Source organism: Nannocystis sp. RBIL2 (assembly GCF_026626745.1).
Taxonomy (GTDB): Bacteria; Myxococcota_A; Polyangia; order Nannocystales; family Nannocystaceae; genus Nannocystis.
The window spans coordinates 2,020,430-2,043,923 of record NZ_JAPNJW010000001.1 but is presented as its reverse complement, the minus strand read 5'-3'; the positions used below and the strand labels follow the sequence as shown (position 1 = coordinate 2,043,923).

The following is a 23,494-nucleotide window of genomic DNA, read 5'->3' as shown; positions in this document are numbered from 1 at the left end:
GTCCCCTTCGTCCCCTTCGTCACGGTGCCAGCGATTCGACCAGCCCGATCTGCGCGCGCAGCTGCGCCCATCCGAGGCCGATGCTGATCGACCGATCGGTGCAGAGGAGGAGCGCCCACTCGCGGCTGGCGAGGCGCCTGGCGAAGATGTAGTGCTCGCCGGCGGTCAGCTGGACCTCGTGCAGCCGGCCGAGCGCGATGCGGCCGCCGAACAGGTCGACGCCCGCGGCGGCCAGGGCAGGCTCCGTCAGCGGCACCGCGCCGCGGCGGCGCTCGTGATGACCGACCAGGACGCCGCGCGCGAGGTCGACGACGCTGCAGGCGAGCGCGCCGTCGACCGACTCGGCGAGGCGCCGGCACGCGGCGTCGACGACGGGGAGGCGCGCGGCGCTCTCGGCCGGCGGCGGCGCGGCGGGCTCGTCGTCGACGATGCTCTCGAGCTCGAACACGGTCTGGCCGACCTCCGCGCGGCGGTGCTCGTGCTGCTCCTCGTCGAGCTGGCTGAGGCTGGCCAGGAGCAGCTGATCGAAGGGCGCGTCGATGGTGGGGACGACGTCCGCTTCGAGGCTGGTGGTGTGCAGCGTGCCGGACGAGCTGGCGAGGATCGCCCGCAAGGCGGCGCAGCCGGAGGCGGAGCCGTGGGCGGCGTCGATGATCTCGCCGCGGCGGAAGTGGATCTTGCTGGGCGGCTGATCGGCGTGCGTGACGACGATCGTGACCGAGCGCTGCGAGAGGTGGAACATCTGCGCCATGTCGATGAGCGACAGGCCGTGGACGCTGCCCTGAAACCCGGTCTCGCAGTCGATCGCCTTCTGGATCGATCGCAGCAGCTCGGCGGAGGAGAACGGCTTGAGGAGGATGTCGACCGCGCCGAGCTCGGTGGCGATCTGGTGATCGCGGGCGGAGGCGTGGGCGCTCATGAGGATCGTGCGCGTCCGTCGCGACACGCTCGGCAGCAGCTTGAGCAGGTCGAGCCCGTCGGGGCCGCCCAGCCGCAGATCCGTCAGCACGACGTCGGCCGGCTGCTTCGCCAGCGCCGCCAGAGCCGAGTGGACCGAGGCCGCCGACGCGACCTGAAAGCCGCGCCCTTCGAGCTCGCGCGTCAGCGCGCTGCGGAACTGCGAATCGTCGTCGACGATGAACAGCGAAGCCAAAATACACGCCTCCAGTGCCGGCGCCGACGCACGAGCTCGGTGCGCCGACGCGTCGTTTCAGGCCGGGCTAGAGCGTCGTCGCCTGCTCGATCTCGGCCAGACTGCGGCGCGCCATCGCCAGATTGGTCCGGCTGCGCTCGCAAGCGAGGTAGTAGAAGACCGCCGGCGTGCGCCGCAGCGGGCGGATGATGTGGTACTGCTTGCCGAGCGTGATGAGGATGTCCTCGAGCTCGTCGGCGAGCCGCAGGCTGCTCATCGCCTTGAGCTTGGCCTGGACGACGTTCGTGTTGGCGGCCGCCGCCACCTCGATGTCGAACGCGGCGCTTCCGCCGGCGGTCGCGAGGGTCATGCCGCTCTCACTATCGACAATCGCCGCGGCGATCGCCCCGTCAATCTCCATCGCCTTCTTGACCTGATTCGCTGTATTACCCATGACAAATCTCCTTGGCGGGACCGCTCGGCGTGAGCGGTTCCGGTGCGATCGCTATCGGATTCGACGCGCTGTCATCATCGCAAGGACGAGCTTGGAAGGCAACCAAAAAGAGAGCAGGTGTCCGGTCGCCGATCGCCATACACATGTGATTAGGAAAAACGATGGGAGTGACCTTGCGGCAGGATTGAAGCGCCTCGCTGCCGCCCCCGCAAGCGACAATGAGGGGCGCCCAGCGCGGGTCCAGACATTGTGGGGACGGGCGAACTGGCCTTCGGCAGCGATTTTCGCGCGGACAGGATTGGTGGCATCCGGCGGACGCGCGCGTCCGCGGCCGCCTGCGCCGACGGGCGAAACAGCTCGCAGTCTGCCTTGGGCCGCGCAATCGTCGTCCTGACGGCGATTTGTCGGCGGCCGGGGCGCCCGGTGATTGTTTCGCGCCTTGGGCGGCGATCGTTCGCGCCGGCGATCGCGGGGTGTTGTGAACACCGAGGGGCGGGCAATGCGGGCGGCGAGATGTGGGCAGAGCGCGAGGCGTGCCCACATTCCTCGCACCAGGCGATCGCCTCGGGCGCGGGTGGCGGCGCGGCCTACACCGGCGTCGCGGCCGCGAGACGACGCTGGCGGGGGCGGCGGCGCTGCGCCGTCGCCGTCGCTGCTGCGGTCAATGGGTGCGATGATTCCCGGGCGCGGGTCGGAGGGCACGGGGGTTGGACCGGGCGGTGGCGGCGATTTGCAAGCCGACGAGGCCGCTCCGGCGCGCAGGGCGGCCGGGTGCGCGTATTCGCAGATCGGCGCGACGGCGAATTCGCTCGCGCGCGCTGCTGCGATTCGCTGCAGTGCCCTCATGGGCGGGAGAATGGTGCGGGCCGCGGGCGACGCCGTCGGCGCGGAGCTTTGTCCGCCGCTGACATCGTTTTCGGGCCGACGCGAGGTGCGCTGCGAAGGCCGCGGTAAGGCCGCAGACGCGGCGATTCACGCGAGCGTGACGCCGAGCCGGTGGCCGGCGTCGGCGAGCTCGGCGGTGGTCCGCTCGATGTCGGGCCAGGCGACGAGCAGCTCGCCGAAGCGGGCGACGAGCCGCTGGGCGCGAGCGAGGGCGTGATCGGGATCGCCGCCCTCGCCGAGGAGGTCGCGCGGGGCCGGATATTCGCGGGTGGCGGCGTGCTCGGCGAGGGCGTCGAGGTGACGCCGGACGTCGTCGGCCCAGTACGCCGGGCCGCCGCCGTGGCGCGCCAGCAGGGTCTCGAGGTGGCGGGCGTAGAGCTCCTTCTGCCGCCACAGCCGCAGGGCGACGAAGGCCCGGAAGTCGGCGGGGGCGAGCCGGCCGAGCTCGCGCAGGTGGGCGCCGAGGGCCGCCATGGTGGTCGGCGAGGCGGCCGCGCGCACGCACTGGACGACGATCTCGCCGAGGCGGGCCCAGCCGCCCGGACGCCAGACGTCGCCCTCGGCCCAGGCCCGCTCCGCGACTGGCTCATGGACCAGGGCCGATGGGACATGTCCGAAGAGCGCTGTCTCGTCGAGGGCGCGCAGGGTGGTGCGGAACACGCCGTCCTCGTAGCGACCGACGGGGAAGAAGGGCGGCAGGAGGTCGCGGTGGTCGAGGCCGAGGACGGCGCCCTGGCAGTAGCGGCCGTCGCCGATGGTGGCGCGGCGGACGAGGCGGAGGGCCTGGCGGGTCGAGGCGAGCGCGCGCCGGTAGGTGTCCTCGGAGGCGAGCAGGCGCTCGCGGTTGGCCCGGTCGAACAGCAGGCACCAGGTCGGGGCGTACCAGCCGAGGTCGCCGAGGAGGCCCTGGAAGGTGACGCGCACGCGGCCCTGGCCGGCGCGCAGGCGGCGGAGGATGGCGCGATCGAGGCAGTCGTCGAGCTCGATCGGTTCGCCCGCGGGCACTGCGGCGAGCAGCGCGGGCAGCGGTCGGCCGAGCATCTCGGCGTGACCTGCGAGGGCCTCGCCGGCGGACCAGCGGGCGGCGGCGTGGGCGGCGGCGCGGTCGGGATAGAACCAGATGTCCTGCGGCTGGTAGTTGTCGTAGCCCTCGCCGTCGCCGGTGAACAGGGTCAGGCCGGGCAAGGGATCGGGCGGGGCGACGGGGCGGGCGATGACGTCGTCGTCGAGGCAGACGACGCGGCGGCCGACGGCGCGGAGGAGGAGGGCGTTGCGACCTGTCCCATAGGCCATGCCGGTGCGCTCGGGATCGGCGAGGGCGAAGGCGAGGAGCTCGGGGTCGTGGCCGCGGGCGGCGAGGCGAGCGATGAAGTCGCGGCGCTCGTCTTCGCCGACGTAGACGAGGCGGGCCGCGTGCGCGCGCGCGAGGCCGGCGAGGCGGGCGCGGTAGTCGGCGCGGACTGCCGGATCGGCCGAGCCGTCGGCGACGACGACCTCGCGGTCGCGCGCGAAACGACGGGCGTCGGCGAGCAGCGAGGCGACCGCGCGCTCGGCCGCGGCGGGGCGATCGGCGCTGGGGATCGCCACGAGATCGATCGGCGGGGGGTCGTCGTCGCGCAGGCACACGCGCCGGAGGTCGGTGAAGGAGACGAACATGCCGGCGTCGGCGAGCGCGAGCAGGCCGCTCTGGATGTTGGCGGCCTCCTCGGCCGGACAGCCGCGGGTGGCGAGGTCGATGTGCTCGGCGAGCGGACGGAAGCGGCGCGCGGCCACCAGAGCGTCGGCGGCCGCGCGGGCGACGACGCGGGCCTCGCGGCTGTGGACGCCGTAGACGAGGACGTTGTCGCGGGCGAGGTCGCGGCAGACGACGTCGCAGCAGCGGACGGGGGTGGAGTCGAGGGTCACTTGCGGGCCTCGACGAGGGCGAACGGGGGGACGACGCTGCGCGTGCGGATGTCGTGGAAGCCGACGCGCGCGAGCAGGCGGGCCAGCTCGTCGCAGCGCCACGGCGGGTTCCAGCCCCAGGCGTGGCGGTCGTCGCTGGGATCGGTGAGGGGGACGCGCTGCAGCTCGTGGCGGTTCCAGGCCATCCACTGGGCGACGAGGGCGGCGAGAGAGCGGTCGTGGGCCGGGTCGCCGGTGGCGAAGAAGTCGACGAGGGCGAGCGTGCCGCCGGGGGCCAGCGCGGCGTGGAGGCGCGCGGCCCAGCCCTCGGCGCCGCTGCGATCGAGCCCGGAGAACAGGCGGTTGGCGGTCAGCAGATCGATCTCCGGCGGCAGCGGCTCGTGCAGGACGTTGACCGCGTGCAGGGCGACGTCGAGGTCGGCGGCGTGCAGGTCGTCGGCGGTGGCGGCGAGGTAAGCAGGATCTTTGTACGTGACCTCGGCGGCGTGGACCTGCAGGTGCGGCGCGGCTGACTTGAGGATCGCGGCGAAGGCCGCAGGCCCGGCCCCGACGTCGCAGACGATGCGGTGGGCCTGGAGGTCGCGCCTGCAGTGGGCGCGCGCCAGCAAGGAGGCCGTGTCGCGGAAGTAGTCGCGGCTGGCCTCGTTGAAGGCGGCGCGGGCGCGGAAGTAGTCGGCCTGCGCGCTGGCATCGGCCGCCTGGGACCACACGCGGCGATCGGCGCGCTTCGTCTCGCGCAGGGCGGCGGGCAGAGCGCCGATCGCGTCGACGTAGCGGCGGTGACGATCGACGAGGCCGAGCAGGCGCAGCGGCGAGTTTTCCAAAAAGAAGGTGCGCGCCAGGACGGTGAGCTCGTAGCGGCGGTCGCGGACGGCGAACAGGCCGAAGCCGCAGCCGAGCTCGAGGAGCATCTCGAGGGCGACGTCGCTGACGCGATCGGCCTGCTCTGCGGCGAGCCAGTCGAGGCTGGCGGGGCCGCGGGCGAGGCGGGCCGGCAAGTCGAGGTCGAGGGCGCCGAGCAGGACGGGCAGGGCGGCGGCGTCGAGGCACAGCGCGACGGCGGCGGCGACCAGGTCGTCGGGGACCTGGGCGATCGCGGCGAGCGTGGGCAAGGCGGGCGGCATCAGTGGCTGGCGAAGAGCGACGAATTTTTGCGAGGAGGCGAGGGAAGGAGGGGCATCATTGGCGGGCGAAGATGCGGCGTCACTTGCTGGCGACGAGGATCCGCATCGACTGGAAGAACTCGTAGGGGGCGCGTGGGGGCTCGAGCTCCTCGGTGGCGGTGAAGCCGGCGGCCTGCAGCAGGGCGACGTGCTCGCGCGGCGAGCGGTAGCGGGTGCTCTCCGACTTGGCGAGGAAGTAGACGCCGCGCAGGTACATCGGCAGGGCCTCGGGCAGGACGCGCTCGGGCAGCATGCGCTCGATGACGAGGAAGCGACCGCCGGGCGGGAGGGCCTCGTGGGCGCGGCGGTAGACTGCGACGATCTTGTCGTCGCCCCAGTCCATGGCGGAGCGGCACATGGTGATGATGTCGTAGCCGGCGGGCAGCGGGGTGCGGAACACGTCGCCGGCGATCGCCTCGACGCGGCCGACGAGCTCGGGGCGCGCTTCGAGCTGGCGGCGGCCGATGGCGACGCAGGCCGGGACGTCGAGGAAGGCGCCGTGGAGGCCGGGGGTGGCGGCGACGATGGCGGCGCAGAAGCTGCCGGTGTTGCCGCACAGATCGAGCAGGCGGCGGTGCTGTCCGAAGGGATAGGTGGCGAGGACGACCTCGACGATCCTGGCGATCGTGGCGTCCATGTAGCGCGAGTACTCGGCGGCGACCTGCGGGTCGATGGCGTCGACGTCGTCCTTGAAGTAGTCGCGCAGCTTGAACGGCGAGGCGGCGCCGTCGCTGCGCACGAGCGCGTCCATGTCGGCGAGGGCGCGGTAGACCTCGTCGTAGTACTCGAGCAAGTAGGTGGTGGTCTGGAACGGGCGGTCGGGGGCGCGCACGAGGAAGGGCGCGAGCGCGGCCGGGGTGGCGACGCCGCGCTCGTCCTCGTGAAGCAGGCCGAGGGCGACGCAGGCGTCGACGACGATCTTGAAGGCGCGCTCGGGCAGGTCGAGCGCGGACCGCAGGGCGTCGCGGGCGATCGGCTCGCGGGCGGCGGTGAAGAGGTCGAGCTTGTAGGCGGTCATCAGCAGCTTGCTGCCGAGGAAGCCGTCGAGCAGTTCGAGGAGGAGCTTCTCACCGGTCGCGGTGGTCATGCGTCGCCTGCATCTCGCGCCAGATGGCGTCGAAGTAGCGCTGCCCCAGGGCGCGGTGGTAGCGGAGCGAGGCGAACAGGATCGCCTGATCCGCGGGGCTTTGAACGACGGAGCCGATCAGCTCGGCGGTCTCGCGCGCGTGCTCGACGTCGGCGCTCATGTGGATCCGGTGGAACTCGCGCGCGTGCTCGGGGACGTCGAAGCGCTGCAGCAGCGCGTGGATGTTGCCGTGGGTGGCAGGGGTGCCGGCCTCGAGCGAGAACAGGACGGCGAGGCCCCACGCGAGGTTGGAGTGGCGGGCGCAGCGGATCCGGTTGTTGAGGTAGGCCTGGGCCTCGGGCAGCTCGGGGCGGTCGTCGAAGCCGTGCGGGAGGTCGAAGTGCTGGAGGAGGCGCTGCAGCAGGACGGGGTGGGCCGCGCTCGCGTCCTCGCCGCCGGTCTCGTCGTAGAGGTTGCGGTGGAGGACGCTCGCATGGCCCAAGGGACAGCTCAGCGCGAGCTCGGTCAGCTCGCGGTAGAACAGGCGCGAGCGGTGCCAGTGGTGGCGCAGGTAGATCTTGAGGTCGGCGAGGCTGGGGTCGCCGTGGAACAGGTGCGCCGACATCGGGTGGCGCAGGCCGGTGCGCTGGTTCTGCTCGGCCTGCAGGCGCGCGAGCAGGTCCGCGGGGGCGAGCAGCGGCTCGATTGCGACGGGTGGGACGTGGGCCTCCTCGACCGCGTAGCCGGCCTCGACGACGAAGCGGCGCATGGCGTAGGTGCGCGGGTCGGGGCTCGAGTGCAGGTCCCAGACGAGGCCGTGGTAGGCGGCCGCGGCGTAGTCGTCGCCGGTGAAGGCGAGGGCGGCGAGGCGGCCGAGAGAGTGGGCGGCGTCGGCTACGGCTTTCGGCGTGCGATCGTCGAGAGCGGCGCGGACGTTGGCGACGAGGATGGCGATCACTCGAGGTCCTCCACGCGGGCGATCCACGGCCGACGTTGCGGGTCGTCGCCGCGGACCACGGCGCTGTAGCGGGCGACGAGCGCGGCGGTGACGGGGCCGGGGGCGGGCAAGCGCCGGCCCTCGAGCAGGACGACGGGGCGCAGCTCGGCGGCGCTGTTGGCGAGGAAGACCTCGTCGGCGGTGACGAGGTGGTGGCGCGGGATCGGGGCCTCGAGCGCGGGGATGCCGAGGTCGGCCGCGAGGGCGAGGACTGTGGCGCGGGTGATGCCGGGCAGCAGCGGCTCGTGGTCGGGCGGGGTGACGAGGCGACCGTCGCGGACGATGAAGAGGTTGGCGCCGGTAGCCTCGACGACAGTGCCGTCGTCTCCGAGGAAGAGGGCGTCGTCGTGGCCGGAGGCCTGGGCCTCGCGCAGGGCGAGGAAGGCGCGGCCGTAGTGGCCGGCGTGCTTGGCGGTGGGGATCCACCCGGCGCCGTGACCGAGAGAGGCGATCCGCACCTTCACGGGAGCGCCGGGCGGGCCACCGGGCTCCCAGGCGACGACGGCGACGTGGACGGGGTTGCGCGCGCCGAGGCCGATCCGCTCGTCGCCGTAAAAGGCGAGCTGGCGGACGTAGCCGCCACCGCGGCCGCTGGCGCGCACGACCGCGAGGGTGGCCTCGCGCAGCTGCTCGACGACCCAGGGCAGGGACATCCACAGGCTCTCGGCGCTGGCGAGGAAGCGGCGCAGGTGGTCGTCGAGGCGGAACACGCCGACGCCCCCGTCGGTCAGCCGGTAGTGGCGCCCGCCGTCGAACACGGCGGTGCCGTAGTGCAGGGAGTGGGTGAGGAGGCCGAAGCGCGCGGCCTCGGCGGGGACGAGCTGTCCGTCGAGCCAGACGAGGTCGGTCATGGCCGGGCTCCTCGCGCGCGGAGGATGTCCTCGGGGACAGGTGATGCGGGGGGCGGTGATACCGCGGGGTGGCGCATGGGGCAGGTGAGGTGTCCCGAGAGGCAGATCGAGCAGGGGACGAGGATGCCCCGATCGATGTGTCTCAATGGACATGTGATGTGTCCTTCGGGACATGCCGGATCAGCGGCCATCGATCGCCTCCGTCAATACGGCGCGCGGGGACCGGCCGGTCGCGCGGCTGTCCGCGAGGACATGTTCGATGCGGGCGGCGACGCGGCGCTCGACGTGGGCGAGGACGTCGGCGGGGCCGTCCGGAGCGCCGGCGTAGAGCGCCTCGACGGCGAGGGAGCCGCCGGCGCTGGCGAGCAGGTCGGGGATGACGAGGACGCCGGCGGCGTGGAGGGCATCCTCGACCTCGGGGGCGAGCGCGAGGTTGGCGGCCTCGACGACGCTGGCGCAGCCGAGCCGCGGGATGTCGTCGATGGCGAAGGCGCGCGACACCGCGGCGAGGATCAGGACGTCGCAGTCGGCTTGCAGGACGGCGTCGGAGGGGCGGAGGTCGGCGGCGAGCTCGGGGAGGCGACCGTCGCGGCGGCCGGCGAGCAGCGCGGGGACGTCGAGGCCGTCGTCGGCGACGAGACAGCGGACGTCGTCGGCCCAGGCGACGACGCGGCAGCCGACGCGATCGAGGAGATACGCGGCGCCGCCTCCCATCGCGCCTGCGCCCTGAATCGCGATCCGAAGGCCGGACGGGCGGGCGAGGGCGCGGCCGAGCGCGAGGGTGGCTGCGCGCACTGCCGCGGGGGCGCGCAAGGCGTGCACCGACCAGCCGTCGATCGCGGCGTCGAGGAAGGCGTAGCGGCGCAAGAATTCGTGGTCGGCGAGGCCGCGGCTGCGCCCGACCGCGAGCTTGAGGCAGGGCAGGCCGACGTCGTCGGCGGCCCGCTGCAGCTCGGCCATGGTGGTGTTGAGGTCGGGGCCGACGGACCAGCTGCGCTCGATGAACGGGGCGACCGCGGCGAGGAAGCGGCGCAGGACCGCGGCCCGCGCGGGGTGGTCGGGCGCCATGCGCAGGCCGGCCTTGGCGCCGCCGACCGGCAGCGCGAACGCGGCCTGCTTGCGCGTCATGTTGCGAGCGAGCGCCGCGATCTCGTCGGCGTCGACGTCGGCGGCGATCCGCAGGCCGCCGGCGCACACGCCGTCGACGAGGCGATCGATCACCAGGACGCCGGTGACCGGCTCGAGCGGATCGCGGTATTCGATCTTGAGCAGCGCCGCCATTCCACCAGCCGCTGTTCACAGCGTAGCGGAGCGAGCGACGCGTGGCCATGCGCGAGGCAGTCGCTCGCATCATCCTCCGCGACCTGAGAGGACTCCTCGCGCGCCGATGTCGCTGTCGCGATCTCGCTCGTGCGTCGGTGTTTGACAGCGCGTCCGGCGACGCGGAGGATCGAGGCGGCGGTGGGTGCGGGGATGGCAGAGGACTGGCGATCCTTGATCGATCGGCGATTTCCGGCGTCGCAGAGCCTGCTGCTGCGCTACCACAAGGTGCTCGCGGTGCCGGGCCTGGCGCTCGATGTGGCGCTCGCGGACCTCGAGGCCTGCTCGCACGGCGAGGGCGCGACGACTTTCGCTCTGGCAGGCACCGAAGCGCGCGAGGTGATCGTCTGCGACGAGTCGAGCCGGATGTGCACCGGCACGTACAAGGCGCTCGACGCGTGCGTGACCGTGGCGCTGCTGCGGCGGGCCGGGGTGAAGCGGGTGGTGGCGTCGTCGGGCGGTAACCTGAGCGCGGCATTGGCGACATACGCGGGGCGCGCGGGGCTCGAGGCGTTCCTGTTTCAGCCGCGTCGCACGCTGTACAAGCAGCGCGGCGATCACTTCGGTCCCGGGGTGCAGCTGATCGCGGTCGATCTGCCCGAGCCCGAGGTCAAGCGGATCGCGCGCGCGTTCGCCGAGCGGTTCGGGCTGGCGCACGTGCCGGACGTCCGCTGGCGACTGGCGGCGTCGGCGGTGCGGGCGATGTTCGTGCTCGAGAGCGCGGCCGAGCTGGGGCGCGTCGACTGCCTGGCGCAGACGGTGTGCGCGGGCTTCGGGCCGGCGGGGATCTACCAGTGCTTCGCGGCGCTGCGCCGCCACGGCCTGCTGCGCCGCAGCGAGGTGCCGCGCTTCCTCGGGTTCCAGCAGGAGGCCAACGCGCCGATCGTGCGCGCGTGGCAGGCGGGCGAGCCGGCGCTGGCGCGCGAGCACGTGCGACCCGAGCCGGACCGTTACCTCGAGCCGGGGCTCTACAACACCGACCCCGCCCGCGAGTACGCGCGCCTGGCCGCGCTCCTGCGCGAGGTCGGCGGGGAGATGCTGGCGCTGTCCGACGACGATCTGGCGCGCCACCAGGAGCCGCTGCTGTCGCGGATGCGGGCGGCGGGCTTCGAGTTCTCGCGCCTGCCGGGGACGGACGAGGTGGTCGAAAAGACAGGTCTGCTCACCGGCGTCGGGGTGCTCAAGGCGATCGACGAGGGCCAGTTGGCGGCCGGTGAGCGGGCGATGCTGATGTTGACCGGCGGGGTGCGCGAGCTCGCCGGGGCGGCGCCGCCGAGCCCGGCGCTGACGATCGACGCCAGCCGCAGCGAGGCCGAGTGGCTGGACGAGCTCGGGCGGACCTTCGGGCTCGCTACATGTGCACGAGCTCGAGCTTGATGCCGTCGGGGTCGCTGAAGAAGACGGCGTAGTAGCCGGGGGCGTAGGGGTACTCGGCGGGGGCGTCGAGGATCTCGACGCCGGCCTCGACGAGCCGCCGGTGGACCTCGTCGATCGCGGCGCGCGAGTCGAGGGCGATGGCGAAGTGGTGCAGGCCGACGCTGTAGCGATCGAAGGCCCGGCCGCGGTGCTCCGGGGCGGCCTCCCACACGCCGAGCATGAAGGTACCGGCGGCGAGCAGCATCATGCGGCAACCCTCGTGCTTGTGCGGGGCGCCGACGACGTCCATGACGACCTGGCCGCCGAGCAGCTCGAACAACCTGGTGTAGAACGCCCGCGAGCGCTCGTAGTCATTGACGGTGATCGAGACGTGGTGGATCCCGGTGGCCTTGGGCGAGACAGCGGTCATGCACAACCTCCTATGCGAGGCCTGATGCTACGCGGAGGCGGGGCGAGGCGACCATCCGGCGCGTCCGTAGCCGCGAACGACGACGCCGGGGTCGCAGGGGTCACGAGGCGGCGCCCGCACCTGCGGGTCACGTGGCCGTGACCCGCCGGCGGTCTGATTGGACATGGCCGTAAGGACAGGCGGGTGCGAGTCGTCGGTTCGGAACCGCGCCGGCGGGGGCGCGGCGCTCAGCGGGTCGGGCCGACGACGAGGGGCAGGTCGATGGTGAAGGTGGAGCCGGTGCCGAGCTCGCTGACGACGGAGATCGTGCCGCCCATGCGCTCGCACAGCTTGCGGCAGATGGCGAGGCCGAGGCCCATGCCGCCGACCTTGCGGGTCGGCGAGTCGTCGACCTGGCTGAAGGCGTCGAAGATCTTGGTGCGCTGCTGCTTGCTCATGCCGATGCCGGTGTCGGCGACCTCGACGACGAGGCGATCGCCGCGGCGGACGACGCGGAGGTCGATGGTGCCGCGCTCGGTGAAGCGGGCCGCGTTGCGCACGACGCTGCCGATCACCTGGGCGAGCTTGGTCCGGTCGTGGACGACGTCGAACTGCGGCGGGTCGACGTGGACGCGCAGGGTCGAGTGGTTGCGCTCGACCTCGGGCAGGTGGGCCTCGACGACCTCGCGGACGACGTCGGCGATCGGGAAGCTGGCGGCGGCGAGGACGAGGCGGCCGGACTCGAGCTGGGTGATGTCGAGGACGTCGGAGATGATGCCGAGCAGGCCGCGGCCGGCCCGCGAGATCTTGTCGAGGTCGCGGGCGATGACGTCGAGGCCGTCGTCGGCGGCTTCCTCGCCGAGCATCTCGGCGGCGCCGATGATCCAGTTGAGCGGGGTCCGCAGCTCGTGGCTCATGTTGAGCATGAAGCGGCTCTTGGCGACGCTGGCCTCCTCGGCCGAGCGCCGGGCCTCGTCGAGCGCGGTGAACATGCGCGCGTTCTCGATGGCGATCGCCAGCTGCGTGGTGAGGAGGCGCAAGATCTCGAGGCGGTGCGGGGTGAAGGCGCCCCAGATCGCGCGGTTCTCGAGGTAGAGCGCGCCGATCCGCTGGCCGCGGCTGAGCAGCGGGAAGCAGGCCAGAGACAGCGGGCGCACGCGCAGCAGGTAGGCGCCGAGCAGGCTGGGGTTGTTGTCGACGTCGTCGGGGAGGAGGACCCGGCCGCTGCGCTGGCACACGCGCACGAGGCCGGCGGGGACGTCGGCCTCGCTGATCGGCAGGTCGTCGTGGAGGACGACCCCGTGCTCGGCGGCGTAGCTGGCGACGACGACGAGGCCGCCGCTGCTGGCGAGGGCGAGCGCGCCCCGATCGGCGCCGGCGTTCTCGACGAGGATCGCCATGAACTTGCGCAGGAGGGCGTTGCGGTCGACCTCGACGGCGAAGGTCTCGGCGGCCTTGATCGCGCTCGAGAGGTCGAGGCGCGGGTCGACGGAGGTGGCGGTGACGATCGAGGCCTCGAGCGACTCGCCGCCGAGCAGCGGGCGCGCGACGGCCCGCGGCAAGTAGTTGCGCAGCAGGTTGCCGTGGACTGCCAGCAGCGCGTCGGCCCGCGGGGCGGCGCCCCAGCGGCGGTAGACGGCCTCGGCGTCGGCGATGGCGGCTGCCGCCATGCTGTCGCGGCCGGCTCGCAGGTGGAAGGCGCCGGCGAGCTCGGTGGCGAGGGCCTCGGTGGCCATGCTGCCGCCGCGGTGCGAGCCGGCGATGGCGGCGTCATAAGCGGTGAGCGCGGCGAGGCCGTCGCCGGCGAGGTCGGCCCGCTCGGCGTCGACGAGCGCGAGCTTGTGGGCGAAGTTCTCGGGGCACGAGGCGGCCCACACGGCGTAGCGCTCGCGCAGCGCTTCGAGGCGCTGCCGCGAATCATCGAGGTCGCCGCCGCCGCGGCGGAGCAGGGCGGCGTGGACGAGCGCCGAATAAAAGGCGAGCTCGGTGGTGAGGAACCACGACGAGTTGAGGAGGCGCTGCTCGGCGGCCCGCATCCACCGCCGGGCGGCGTCGAGCTCGCCGTGCAGGAAGCACAGGTAGAGCCGGGCGATGCAGTACCAGAGGGTGGCGAAGGTCAGGCGGCCCTGCTCGGCGGCGGCGAAGAAGGCGTCCTCGTCGAAGCCGTCGCCCTGCAGGCTGGTCGGGCCGGCGGTCTCGCCCTGCAAGCAAGCGACGAGGCGCCGGACGACCCGCAGCGCTGCGGTCGAGGAGGCGACGCGGGTGCGCTGCATGAGGTGCAGGTACTCGTCGGTCTGGGCGGCGACCGAGCGCAGCGGGGTGCCGGCGCCGAACTGGACGATCGCGGAGTGCGAGCAGGCGTAGGAGACGAAGATGTAATCGCCGGTCTCGAGGCCGTGGTAGCGCGCGCGCTCGAGGTACTCGAGGACCTCGGGCAGCGGGCGGTAGTAATGCAGGATCGAGCCGAACACGAACGAGAGCCGCGGGACCTGGTCGGTGTTGCCGAGGCGCTCGTTGACGACCAGGGCGGCCTCGCCGAAGTCGTGGGCCTCGCGCACGGAGCCGCGCGAGGTGGTGAGGTAGAAGGCGTAGACGAGGTAGCCGTACGGCGAGGCGTCGGCGTGGCCGTGCTCGAGGCTGAGGTTGATCTGCTTGAGGCAGAGGTACTCGAACAGCGCCTGCCGGGTGAGCTGGGCCGGGGCGAGCAGGTCGGTGATCAGCTTGATCGTCGAGCAGAACTCGGGGCCCGTGTTGCGCGGGCGATCGGCGAGGGCGGCGATCGGGGCGCCGGCGAGGCGGCGCTGCAGGTCGGCGCGCTCGCGGGCGGCGGCTTCGCGCAGGGCTTCGTCGCCGTCGGGGACGTCGAGGCCGGCGAGGCGCAGGGCGTCGACGCCCATGGTCAAGGCGTCGCTCGAGCGACCGATGGTGACGTAGAGGACGACCCGCAGCGAGCGCGCGGCGAGGGCGTCGCGGCGCGAGGCGGCGTGGGTGAGCAGGACGTCGAAGGCCTGTTCGGCGCGGGCGAAGTCGCCGCACAGGTACTCGCACTCGGCGAGCTCGAGGTAGAGGGCGTGGACGAGTCGGTCGTGGCTGCGCCAATGATCGGGGCCGAGGAGCTCGGCGCCGACGCGGAGGAAGCCGACGGCGGCGTCGTAGGCGGTGGCGGCCTTGGCCCGCCGGCCGGCCTCGAGGTCGAGGGCGGCGAGCTCGGTCTGCTCCTCGGGGCCAGCGAGGCCGGCGCGGCCGAGGTTGAGGTGCGAGACGGCCTCGAGCAGCTCGGAGCGGTCGCGCGAGGCCAGAGTTGCCAGCAGGTGGCGGCCGATGGCCAGGTGGATCTGCGGCCGCGCGTCGGCGTCGACGAGGGTGTAGGCGGCCTGGCGCACGCGGTCGTGGAGGAAGCGCAGGCGGACGTTGGGCAGCTGGCCGCCGTGGCCGTACGGGAGCAGGCGGTACTCGGGGTCGATCGGGACGACGAGGCCGCGACCGATCGCCTCCCACAGCGCGGGGCCGATGTCGCTGCTCGGCTTGCCGGCGGCGGCGGCCAGGGTGTCGAGGTCGAACTGGGCGCCGATGCAGGCGGCGCAGGTGAGCAGGGCGCGGACGTCGGGGCCGAGCCGGCGGATCCGCTCGAGCAGCAGGTCGGCGACGTCGTCGGGGATGCTGGCCGCGCGCAGGGCCGCGAGGTCCCAGGTCCAGCGGCCGAGCTCGGGCGAGAAGCGGATCAGCTCCTCGCCGTGGATGACGCGCAGGAACTCGCGCACGAACAGCGGGTTGCCCTCGGTGCGCTGGTGGACCTCGGCGGCCAGGTCGGCGACCGCGGCCGGGGTCTCGGCGAGGGCGTCGGCGACGATGGCGGCGACGTCGGCGCGGCCGAGCGGGGCCAGCTCGATGCGCTCGATGCTGGCGCCGGCCTGCTCGAGCTCGGCGAGGGTCTTGCGCAGCGGGTGATAGGCGTCGACCTCGTGGTCGCGATAGGCGCCGATGACGAGGACGTGGCGCAGGTCGTGGTCGCCGAGCAAGGCGCCGAGCAGGCGCAGGGTCGCGCCGTCGGCCCACTGCAGGTCGTCGAGGAAGATGACGAGCGGGTGGCCCTTGTCGGCGAACACGCCGATGAAGCGGAGCACCGCGAGGTGCAGGCGGTTCTGCGCCTCGGTGCCCGACACGGGGGGCGGCGGCGGCTGCTCGCCGACGACGTGCGCGAGGTCGGGGAGGGTGTCGACGAGCACGGCCATCTGCGCGCCGAGAGCGTCGGCGAGGCGACGACGCCAGCGCTCGACCTCGCCGAGCGGGCTGGCGAGGACCAGCTCGACCAGCTGGCGCAGGGTCTGCAGCAGCGAGGCGAACGGGACGTGGCGGTTGTACTGGTCGAACTTGCCGGCGATGAAGTTGCCGCGGCGGGCGACGATCGGCTGGTGGAGCTCGTGGACCAGCGCCGACTTGCCGGTGCCCGACCAGCCGGCGATGAGGGCCAGGGCGCGCTCGCCCGCGGCGGCGTGCTCGAAGGCGGCGAGCAGGCGGGTGCGCTCGGCGGCGCGGCCGTAGAGGCGCTGCGGCAGGCGGAACTCGGCGCTGCGACGCGGGCGCGCGGTGCTGGGGGTGGTGTCGCCGCCGAGGGTCGCGCGCAGGTACTCGAGGTCGGCCCGCAGGGCGTGGGCGCTGCGGTAGCGCTCGTCGACGTTCTTGGCCATCAGCTTGAGGACGATGGCGGACAGCTCGCGGCCGATGCTCGGCTCGAGGGTCGCAGGATCGGGCGGGGTGCGGGCGAGGTGGGCGTGGACGAGCTCCATCGCGTCGCTCTGGGCGAACGGGCGCCGGCCGGTGAGCAGCTCGAAGAAGGTGACGCCGAGAGCGTAGAGGTCGGCGCGCTGGTCGATGCCGCGGCCGACCCGGCCGGTCTGCTCGGGCGCCATGTATGCGAGCGTGCCGACCAGGCGCTCGGGGGCCGCGAGCGCGACGGACTCGGTGGCGAGCGCGGAGGCGATGGCGAAGTCGGTCAGCTTCACCTCGCCGGTGCGCGGGTTGAGGATGATGTTGGCCGGCTTGATGTCCTTGTGGATGACGCCCTGCTCGTGGATCGCCGCCAGCGTCTCGGTCAGCTGGAGGGCGATGGCGAGGAAGCTGCCGACCCCGACCTTCGACGGGAAGCACTGCGTCAGCGACAGGCCGCCGAAGTCCTCGAACACGAGGAAGGGCAGGCCGTGCTCCTCGAGCGCGAGCGCCTGGACGACGCCGCTCAGCTTGAGCCGCGCGGCGACGTCGTACTCGTGGCGCAGCTCGGCGAGCCGCTGGTGCGTCACCGCTTCGGCCCGCGGGACCTTGAGGATGACGAGGCGACCGTCGCTGGCCCGCGTGGCACGGCGCACCTCCGACTTCATCCCCTCGTGGAGGACCTCGACGGTGATGTAGCCGTGGAGCGACACCTGAAACATGATACACGCGCCGCGATCGCGGGTCAGCGCGCGGCGAGGGCACAATCGCGCCGGGGCGCGCAGGCCGTGCTGCGGCCAAAGCTGATAGCATCGGGGCGGTGGTGAAGCGGGTAGTGGTCGACACGACATCGCGATCCTCGGGAGATGTCTGGTACTTCGCCTACGGCTCCAACCTGCACCCGCAGAGGCGCGCGACGAGGGCCGGGTTGTCGCCGCTGGACACCACGCCCGGGACGCTGTGCGGCTGGCGTTTGGTGTTCGACATGCCGGGGGTGCCGCCCGCCGATCCGGCGATGGCGAGCATTCGCCGCGAAGCCGGCGGCGAGGTCCACGGGCTGCTGCTCCGCCTGACTGCGCACCAGTTCGCGGCGCTGGTCGGCAGCGAGGGCGGCGATCGCTTCTATGTGCGCGAGCAGGTCGAGGTGATCGCCTATGACGATCGTAAGGTGATCGCCGAGGTGTTCATCGCAGCCCCCGGACGCAGGCTGCAGCGCGAGCGCACGCCGTCGCGGCGCTACCTCGAGCTGATCCGCGAGGGGGCCCGGCTCAGCGCGCTGCGCCCGGAGTACTGCGCCTGGCTCGAGGCGCTGCCGCACGCGGAGGCGTCGCCGTCGGCGCGCTGGGCCTCCGACGTCTTCTTGGAGGTGTTCATGCGCGCGAGCCGGGGGCCGCTGCGGCGGCTGGCGCAGGGCTGGCTCGACGTCCTGCAGCGCACCGAGGACCTCGCCGCGCTGCCGCGACGCGTGGCCCAGGGAGTGCTGTTGGCGCCGGTGCTCGGGGTCGGGGTCGGGCTGCGGGCGCTGGGCCGGAAGGCCTGAGTGCAGTCATTGGGCTCGGTGGCGGTAATGACCGTAGATGTCCATTCGGACATGTAATTTTAAAGAGTGTCAGCGGCAGAGCGGGTTCTGCGGGGCAAAACGTGGGGACGCGGGAGGCCGCGCGGCGCTCGGGCGCGCGGTGTTGCGGTGGGGTCGCGGGGCGCGGTACGCTCGGGCGATGGCCCGTCCGCCGCTCGAGGCGCTGCGAACGCTCGACGACCAGATCGTCGATTGTTATGACCCCGCGCTCGGCTTGACGCTGCCGGAGAAGATCGCGTGGGCGGTGTCGGTGGTGCGGCGGCTCGACGACGGCGGCGCAGGCGACGACGACGACACGGGCGCGACCTGGCTGCGGCTGCTGACGGCGCTGCTGCGCGACCCGGCGGCGCCGCGGCTGCGCACGCTGATCCTCGCCGACTGGACCGAGCACGCGTACGACCCGTGGGACGTGGCGTTCGAGGAGGGCGATCCGCTGCCGCTGATGAAGCGCCACGCGGGGCGGCTGGCGGGGCTCGAGCGGCTGCACATCGGCGCGTTCCCGGGCGAGCTGCCGCCGGCGCGCGGGGTGTGCCAGGGCGTCGGCCCTGCCCTGGCGAAGCTGCCGGCGCTGCAGCGGCTCGACTTGCACGGAGGGCAGGGCTGGGAGCTGGTGCCCGCGGCCGGGCACCCGCGGCTGCGCACGCTGGTGATGCACGTGGGCGAGGCGGACGACGATCCGCTGGCGGCCCTGATCGCGGCGCCGTTCCCTGCGCTGGAGCGGCTCGACCTGTGGCTCGGGCCCGGCGTGGCGGAGGATCTGGACGAGGCGGCGTTCGCCGCGGCGCTGGCGAGCAAGCGCTTGCCCGGGCTGCGGGACCTGAGCCTGCGAGGATTCGCGGCGCCGACGCTGCTCGACGGGCTGGTGGGGCACGCGCTCCCGTTGTCGTCTCTGGCGATCACGCACGCGCCGGAGCTGGGGGACGAGGGGCTGGCGCGCCTGCTGGCGGCGCCGTGGCTGCCGCGGCTGCGGCGGCTCGAGCTGCGCGGGACGGGCGTGTCGGCCGAGCTGGTGGCCGAACTGGCGGCGCAGGGGCCGGCGCTCGTCGGCGGCGATTGAGGCGAGTCGCGGTCGCGTTCGGAGTGAACGCGCCGCCGATCACGGCTTTAGACAGGTCATGCTGGTCCACGCCGGATCGTCGCTCTGCATCTGCGCGAGGAACTCGGATAGGCGCTGCGGCTCGTCGCCGTCGCGCTCGACGACGATCGCGTCGCTGTCGAGCGGGTGCTGCAGCAAGATGTGCTCGTCGCCGTTGGCGACGTAGTACCGGAGGTTGGGGAGGTCGTCGAGGCGCATCTGCAGGGCCTCGAGACCCGGGGTGTATTTGAATCCGGTCACCAGATCGAGGGTCCAGTTGTTCTCCGAGTCGAGCACTGCGATCCGCGAGTCCGGGGCGAGGCTCGCGTTGAAGTCGTAGACGGTGCGGTAGTCGCTGGCGCACGTGGTGCAGCCGGGCGGCTCCTGCGGGTCGTGGAGCTCGTAGCGCCACTCGGGCCCGTCCGCGAACACGAACGCGAAAGCGTCCGAGACGAGGTCGACGCGCGTGTCCGGGAAGGCCTCGAGCCATTGCCAGTAGTTGAGCATGGCGCCCACCGAGCCGGCGCTGCCGCCGGTCAAGATCACGCGCGACGCGGCAGGGAACGAGGCCGCGAGCGCGGCGGCGAACAGCCTTTGGTTGCGCGAGCCGTGGAACTGCGCGGTCCAGCCCGTGAAGGCGTGGTCGTTGTCGCCGACGTAGTAATCGCCGGCGCAGTTCGAGATGAAGACGAAGGTGGCGTCGGCGAACGGGTTCACCGCGGCGGCGCGATCGAAGATGCTCTCGTTCGGGAAGGTGACCGAGCCGTCGCAGTCGCCCGCGACGCACTCGGCGAGCTCGGCCGCGCCGAAGCCGCCGTCCTTGCGCATCGACGGGGTGCCGATGCTGCAACCCTCGTCGAGGCAGGCGCTCCCGCCCGACAGGTAGACCACCAGGCGGTCGCCGGTGCCCTGATTGACGCCGATGCCGGTCGGCGTCCCGTTGGCGCAGATCGCCCCGGGCACGTCGTGCCACACCCATTCGCCGACGGGGCCGTGAATGTCGCCAGTGCCGGCTTCATTCGTCGTACCACCGCCGGCGCCGTCGGTCTCCCCGTCGCCCGCCGTCGCGTTGCAGGCGAGGACGCCCAGGAGCGCGGCGAGCAGGGGTTTGGGGGCGGATCGAAGGAGCATGCGATCAGCGTAGCCGATATCGCCGGCTCGGGCGTGAGGCCCCGGAGACCTGGCCTCGAGGACAGGTCGCCGGAGCCTGCAGACCCCTATTGCAGGTTTTTAAACCGCGCGCCGGAGAACCACGCCTCGATCGCGGCCGACTCGGCGTCGAAGACGTCCGGCAAGCCCTCGGCGCTGACGACGAACACGTGGTTGCCGGCGGTGTGGACGAGCTCGCGCTTGCGGATCTCGCCCATGCTGGCGTGGACGGCGGAGATCCGCAGCTCGTGCCCGGGCTTGCCGTCGCGGGTGGTCGGCTTCGAGTCGGTGACCTCGAACTTCTGGAACAGCTTCTGGTAGGTCGCGGGGAACACGTCGGTCGCCAGCTGCTCGGCGCTGCGGACCTGGTCGGGCGGGACCGCGTAGTCCTTGGCCAGCAGGAAGAAGAAGCGCGCCTTGTCGGTGTGCCGGCACTTGATCAGGGTGGTCTCCTGACCGGGCTCGGCGGCGGTCTGCTCGACGCACTCCCAGCCGTCGCCGGGCGGGCGCGGGGCGGCGACGAGGCCGTCCTTGCTGGTGAACAACGAGGCGTCGCCGGCGGCGGGGGCGTCGGCGGGGGTGGCAGCAGGCGGTGTCTTGGATGTCTCTGCGGGCATGTTGGAAGGGCCAGGTTGTCCGCCGTCGCAGGCGGCGGCCAGGAGGACGGGGAGGAGGACGCGGAGAGGACCCATGAACGACGATACTGGCCCGCGCGGTCGCAGCGGGTCAAGCGGGGCGGGTCCGAGTGGGTCGCGTCGCGGACGGTGTGGGCGGAGATCGACACGAGGTCGCGCTCGCTGAGCCGCGATATGGCAGAGCCCGGTCGACACCGCGCAGTTCGTGGAGGTGCCCGCGAGGTTCGTGCAGCGCGTGGCGCGACGCAGTCGCGGTCGATGGAAGGGAGCGCGGCGCCGCGCTCGATCAGGGCGCGCCGCGGCGGCCGTGCAACCACTCGCGCAAGGTCGGTAGCATCTGCGTGTGGGTCAGGTCGAGCTGCAACGGCGTGATCGACACGCAGCCGTGCGCGACCGCGTGGAAGTCGGTGCCCTCGCTGGCGTCGAAGGCCTCGCCCGAGGCGCCGATCCAGTAGATCGGCTCGCCGCGCGGATTGGTCTGACGCACCACCGGCTGCGACGGATGGCGCTTGCCGAGCCGGGTGACCCGCCACTCGCCGAGCGACTCGTAGGGCAGGTTGGGGATGTTGACGTTCAGCAGGGTGTGGCCCGGCAGCGGCTGGCGGGCGAAGTGCTCGACGATGTCGGCGGCGACCCGCGCGGCGGCGTCGAGGTGGGCCCAGTTCTTGTGCGCCAGAGAGAACGCGATCGAGGGCACGCCGAACAAGAAGCCCTCGGTCGCGGCGGCGACGGTGCCCGAATAGAGGGTGTCGTCGCCCATGTTCTGACCGTTGTTGATGCCGGAGATCACGAGGTCCGGCTTGTGGTCGAGCATGCCGGTGAGCGCGACGTGGACGCAGTCGGTCGGAGTGCCGTTGAGGTAGTGAAAGCCGTTGGCCGAGGTGTAGACCGACAGCGGGCGCCACAGGGTGAGGGAGTTCGAGGCGCCGCTGCAGTTCTGTTCGGGGGCGATCACCGTGATCTCGCCGAGCGGCTTCAAGGCCTGATGGAGCGCCGCCAGGCCGGGTGCGAGGTAGCCGTCGTCGTTGCTGAGCAGGAGCCGCATCGGCCGGCATTGTAACGCGGGCCGGCGAGCGCGGCAGGTGCGGCGGCCCGGGTCGAAGTCGCGAGGACGAGCGCGAGCCGCAGCTCGCCGCGGCCTGTCCTTCGCGGGGCGGCTGCACCGGCGCGAGCAAGTGTCGCCGCGAGGGGGCGCACGCGGCGGCGAGTCGCGCGCGCAGGGCCTTGGGTGTATACGAGCGCGGTGCCCCTCGCGCTCGTCACAGGCGGCGCCGTGCGCCTCGGCGCGGCGACCTCGAAGGCGCTGGCGGCGGCCGGGTTCGACGTGGTCGTGCACACCCGCCGCTCGCTCGCGGAGGCCGAGGCGCTGGTGCAGGCGCTGCGCGACGGCGGGCGCCAGGCGTGGGTTGCGGTGGCCGACCTCGCCGATCCGGACGGGCCCGAGGAGCTGGCGGCGCAGGTCCGCCGGCGCGGCGCGTCGCTCGAGCTGCTGGTCAACAACGCGGCCAGCTACGAGCACGTGGCGTTCGAGGCGATCACGCGCGAGCGCCTCGAGGCGATGCTGGCGGTCAACCTGCGCGCGCCGTTCCTGCTGACCCAGGCGCTGCTGCCGTGCCTGCGCGCGGCGGCCCCGGGCTGCGTGGTCAACATCACCGACATGGCCGTGTCGCACCCGTACACGACCACGCACGCGTTCTCGCACTACCTCGCCAGCAAGGCGGCGTTAGAGCAGCTGACGCGCGCGTGGGCGCTCGAGCTGGGCCCGCAGGTGCGCGTCAACGCGGTCGCGCCCGGGCCGGTGGCGATGGCCGGCGAGACGACCGACGAGCAGCGGCAGGACATCCTCCGGCGCACGCCGCTGCGCCGCGAGGGCTCGCCGGAGGACATCGCCCGCGCCGTGGTCTTCCTCGCCACGGCCCCCTATGTCACCGGCCAGACGCTGCGCGTCGACGGAGGACTGTCGGTAGCATGACCCGAACCCTCGATCGCCTCTCTCTCCACGACATGCGCTTCGACTGCATCGTCGGCCTGTTCGGCCACGAGCGCAACACGCCGCAGCCGGTCCGGCTCGACGTGACGCTGCACTTCGACGCGCGCACGGCGGCCCGCGACGGGCGCCTGACGAGCACGCTCGACTACTCGCGGCTGCTCGGCGAGCTGCGCTTCGTGATGGTGGCGGCCCGCTTCCGCCTGCTCGAGAGCGCGGCCGAGGCGGTCGCCGCGTGGCTGCTGCTGCCGCCGAGCGCGGACGTGCCGCGGCCGCAGGTCGAGGCGGTCGACGTGCGGCTGTCGAAGCTGGTGGCGCTGTCGGGCGCGGCGGTGCCGACGCTCGAGATCCACCGCGAGCGCGGCGACCTCGAGCTCGTGACCGAGACGAAGTCGTTCGGCTACGTCGACGTGGTGTTCGAGACGCGCGAGTCCGGGGTGTACCGCGAGCGCCTGCACCCGCACACGGTGCTGCCGACGCACGTGCATCACCACCTCGACGAGACGGAGCTGGTGCTCGGCGACGGCCTGCTGCTGCAGGGCGCGCCGGTGGCCGCCGGCACGGCGCACACGTGGCCGCGCGGGTTCCCGCACCGCTACGAGAACGTCACCGACATCGAGCAGAGCTTCCTGTGCATCGACCGGCCGGCGTTCATCCCGACCGACGAGGTCGAGGTCGACGTGCCGACCGCCGCGCTGACGCGCACCGAGCCGATGCGGTTCTTCTGAGCCGGCGCGGGTGACTTTCGAGATGGCGTGAAGGACATGTCTTGAAGGACATGTGATGGGCCGTCGCCGGCGCCGCGGGCGCCCGCGCGGAGGCGC

The 23,494-nt window shown here is 72.8% G+C and carries 18 protein-coding genes; 5 read left to right on the top strand and 13 right to left on the bottom strand.

Annotated elements, in window-relative coordinates; genetic code table 11:
- Nucleotides 1–19: 19 nt before the first annotated feature.
- The 8 genes from OV090_RS08045 to OV090_RS08010 all read right to left on the bottom strand — a co-directional run bounded on the left by OV090_RS08045 (nucleotide 20) and on the right by OV090_RS08010 (nucleotide 9,734).
- The gene (locus OV090_RS08045; protein WP_267702932.1) at nucleotides 20–1,153 is read right to left on the bottom strand and encodes a response regulator; all 1,134 of its coding nucleotides are present in this window, start codon (nucleotides 1,151–1,153) and stop codon (nucleotides 20–22) included.
- 67 nt (nucleotides 1,154–1,220) lie between these two features.
- Nucleotides 1,221–1,586: a hypothetical protein gene (locus tag OV090_RS08040; protein WP_267702931.1), complete on the bottom strand. Its 366-nt coding sequence runs from the start codon at nucleotides 1,584–1,586 to the stop codon at nucleotides 1,221–1,223.
- A 972-nt stretch (nucleotides 1,587–2,558) separates the two neighbouring features.
- On the bottom strand, nucleotides 2,559–4,376 hold the full coding sequence (locus OV090_RS08035; protein ID WP_267702930.1) for a hypothetical protein: 1,818 nt from the start codon (nucleotides 4,374–4,376) through the stop codon (nucleotides 2,559–2,561).
- Nucleotides 4,373–5,488 (bottom strand): class I SAM-dependent methyltransferase, encoded by a 1,116-nt coding sequence (locus tag OV090_RS08030; protein ID WP_267702929.1) that lies wholly within the window; start codon nucleotides 5,486–5,488, stop codon nucleotides 4,373–4,375. The genes OV090_RS08035 and OV090_RS08030 overlap by 4 nt, the downstream gene beginning before the upstream one ends.
- A gap of 91 nt (nucleotides 5,489–5,579) precedes the next feature.
- A complete protein-coding gene (locus OV090_RS08025) occupies nucleotides 5,580–6,626 on the bottom strand; it encodes a methyltransferase (protein ID WP_267702928.1) in 1,047 nt (348 codons plus the stop codon).
- The gene (locus OV090_RS08020) at nucleotides 6,607–7,563 is read right to left on the bottom strand and encodes an iron-containing redox enzyme family protein (RefSeq protein WP_267702927.1); all 957 of its coding nucleotides are present in this window, start codon (nucleotides 7,561–7,563) and stop codon (nucleotides 6,607–6,609) included. Before OV090_RS08020 ends, OV090_RS08025 begins: the two co-directional genes overlap by 20 nt.
- Nucleotides 7,560–8,453, bottom strand: coding sequence for an aminotransferase class IV (locus OV090_RS08015; RefSeq protein WP_267702926.1), 894 nt, complete (start codon nucleotides 8,451–8,453; stop codon nucleotides 7,560–7,562). Before OV090_RS08015 ends, OV090_RS08020 begins: the two co-directional genes overlap by 4 nt.
- A 180-nt stretch (nucleotides 8,454–8,633) precedes the next feature.
- Complete coding sequence (locus tag OV090_RS08010; RefSeq protein WP_267702925.1) at nucleotides 8,634–9,734, bottom strand: Glu/Leu/Phe/Val dehydrogenase dimerization domain-containing protein; 1,101 nt, start codon at nucleotides 9,732–9,734, stop codon at nucleotides 8,634–8,636.
- 213 nt (nucleotides 9,735–9,947) lie between these two features.
- On the opposite strand from OV090_RS08010, the gene OV090_RS08005 reads away from it, so the two are divergent.
- Nucleotides 9,948–11,150 (top strand): pyridoxal-phosphate dependent enzyme, encoded by a 1,203-nt coding sequence (locus OV090_RS08005; RefSeq protein WP_267702924.1) that lies wholly within the window; start codon nucleotides 9,948–9,950, stop codon nucleotides 11,148–11,150.
- On the opposite strand, the gene OV090_RS08000 is transcribed toward OV090_RS08005, so the two are convergent.
- Nucleotides 11,125–11,559 carry a VOC family protein gene (locus tag OV090_RS08000; protein ID WP_267702923.1) on the bottom strand — a complete coding sequence of 145 codons (435 nt, stop codon included), beginning with the start codon at nucleotides 11,557–11,559 and terminating at the stop codon, nucleotides 11,125–11,127. The genes OV090_RS08005 and OV090_RS08000 overlap by 26 nt on opposite strands.
- 227 nt (nucleotides 11,560–11,786) lie before the next feature.
- The gene (locus OV090_RS07995) at nucleotides 11,787–16,958 is read right to left on the bottom strand and encodes an AAA family ATPase (RefSeq protein ID WP_267702922.1); all 5,172 of its coding nucleotides are present in this window, start codon (nucleotides 16,956–16,958) and stop codon (nucleotides 11,787–11,789) included.
- Between the two features lie 107 nt (nucleotides 16,959–17,065).
- Here OV090_RS07995 and OV090_RS07990 point away from each other — a divergent pair, with 107 nt between their 5' ends.
- On the top strand, nucleotides 17,066–17,785 hold the full coding sequence (locus OV090_RS07990) for a gamma-glutamylcyclotransferase family protein (RefSeq protein ID WP_267702921.1): 720 nt from the start codon (nucleotides 17,066–17,068) through the stop codon (nucleotides 17,783–17,785).
- A 178-nt stretch (nucleotides 17,786–17,963) separates the two neighbouring features.
- Complete coding sequence (locus OV090_RS07985) at nucleotides 17,964–18,881, top strand: hypothetical protein (RefSeq protein ID WP_267702920.1); 918 nt, start codon at nucleotides 17,964–17,966, stop codon at nucleotides 18,879–18,881.
- A gap of 39 nt (nucleotides 18,882–18,920) precedes the next feature.
- Here the strand turns inward: OV090_RS07985 and OV090_RS07980 are convergent, their stop codons facing one another.
- The 3 genes from OV090_RS07980 to surE all read right to left on the bottom strand — a co-directional run bounded on the left by OV090_RS07980 (nucleotide 18,921) and on the right by surE (nucleotide 21,728).
- Nucleotides 18,921–20,030 carry a pectin acetylesterase-family hydrolase gene (locus OV090_RS07980; protein ID WP_267702918.1) on the bottom strand — a complete coding sequence of 370 codons (1,110 nt, stop codon included), beginning with the start codon at nucleotides 20,028–20,030 and terminating at the stop codon, nucleotides 18,921–18,923.
- 86 nt (nucleotides 20,031–20,116) lie between these two features.
- Nucleotides 20,117–20,740: a hypothetical protein gene (locus OV090_RS07975; protein WP_267702916.1), complete on the bottom strand. Its 624-nt coding sequence runs from the start codon at nucleotides 20,738–20,740 to the stop codon at nucleotides 20,117–20,119.
- A 229-nt stretch (nucleotides 20,741–20,969) separates the two neighbouring features.
- The gene (gene surE / locus OV090_RS07970) at nucleotides 20,970–21,728 is read right to left on the bottom strand and encodes a 5'/3'-nucleotidase SurE (protein WP_267702914.1); all 759 of its coding nucleotides are present in this window, start codon (nucleotides 21,726–21,728) and stop codon (nucleotides 20,970–20,972) included.
- Between the two features lie 198 nt (nucleotides 21,729–21,926).
- On the opposite strand from surE, the gene OV090_RS07965 reads away from it, so the two are divergent.
- Nucleotides 21,927–22,655 carry an SDR family oxidoreductase gene (locus OV090_RS07965; RefSeq protein ID WP_267702913.1) on the top strand — a complete coding sequence of 243 codons (729 nt, stop codon included), beginning with the start codon at nucleotides 21,927–21,929 and terminating at the stop codon, nucleotides 22,653–22,655.
- A complete protein-coding gene (locus OV090_RS07960) occupies nucleotides 22,652–23,398 on the top strand; it encodes a dihydroneopterin aldolase (protein WP_267702912.1) in 747 nt (248 codons plus the stop codon). Before OV090_RS07965 ends, OV090_RS07960 begins: the two co-directional genes overlap by 4 nt.
- Nucleotides 23,399–23,494 lie beyond the last annotated feature (96 nt).

Bases quoted from the DNA above. Each gene is read 5' to 3' on its own strand.
- OV090_RS08040 (WP_267702931.1), bottom strand. From the start codon at position 1,586: ATGGGTAATACAGCGAATCAGGTCAAGAAGGCGATGGAGATTGACGGG.
- OV090_RS08025 (WP_267702928.1), bottom strand. From the start codon at position 6,626: ATGACCACCGCGACCGGTGAGAAGCTCCTCCTCGAACTGCTCGACGGC.
- OV090_RS08015 (WP_267702926.1), bottom strand. From the start codon at position 8,453: ATGACCGACCTCGTCTGGCTCGACGGACAGCTCGTCCCCGCCGAGGCC.
- OV090_RS08010 (WP_267702925.1), bottom strand. From the start codon at position 9,734: ATGGCGGCGCTGCTCAAGATCGAATACCGCGATCCGCTCGAGCCGGTC.
- OV090_RS08000 (WP_267702923.1), bottom strand. From the start codon at position 11,559: ATGACCGCTGTCTCGCCCAAGGCCACCGGGATCCACCACGTCTCGATC.
- OV090_RS07985 (WP_267702920.1), top strand. From the start codon at position 17,964: ATGGCCCGTCCGCCGCTCGAGGCGCTGCGAACGCTCGACGACCAGATC.
- OV090_RS07980 (WP_267702918.1), bottom strand. From the start codon at position 20,030: ATGCTCCTTCGATCCGCCCCCAAACCCCTGCTCGCCGCGCTCCTGGGC.
- OV090_RS07975 (WP_267702916.1), bottom strand. From the start codon at position 20,740: ATGGGTCCTCTCCGCGTCCTCCTCCCCGTCCTCCTGGCCGCCGCCTGC.
- surE (WP_267702914.1), bottom strand. From the start codon at position 21,728: ATGCGGCTCCTGCTCAGCAACGACGACGGCTACCTCGCACCCGGCCTG.
- OV090_RS07960 (WP_267702912.1), top strand. From the start codon at position 22,652: ATGACCCGAACCCTCGATCGCCTCTCTCTCCACGACATGCGCTTCGAC.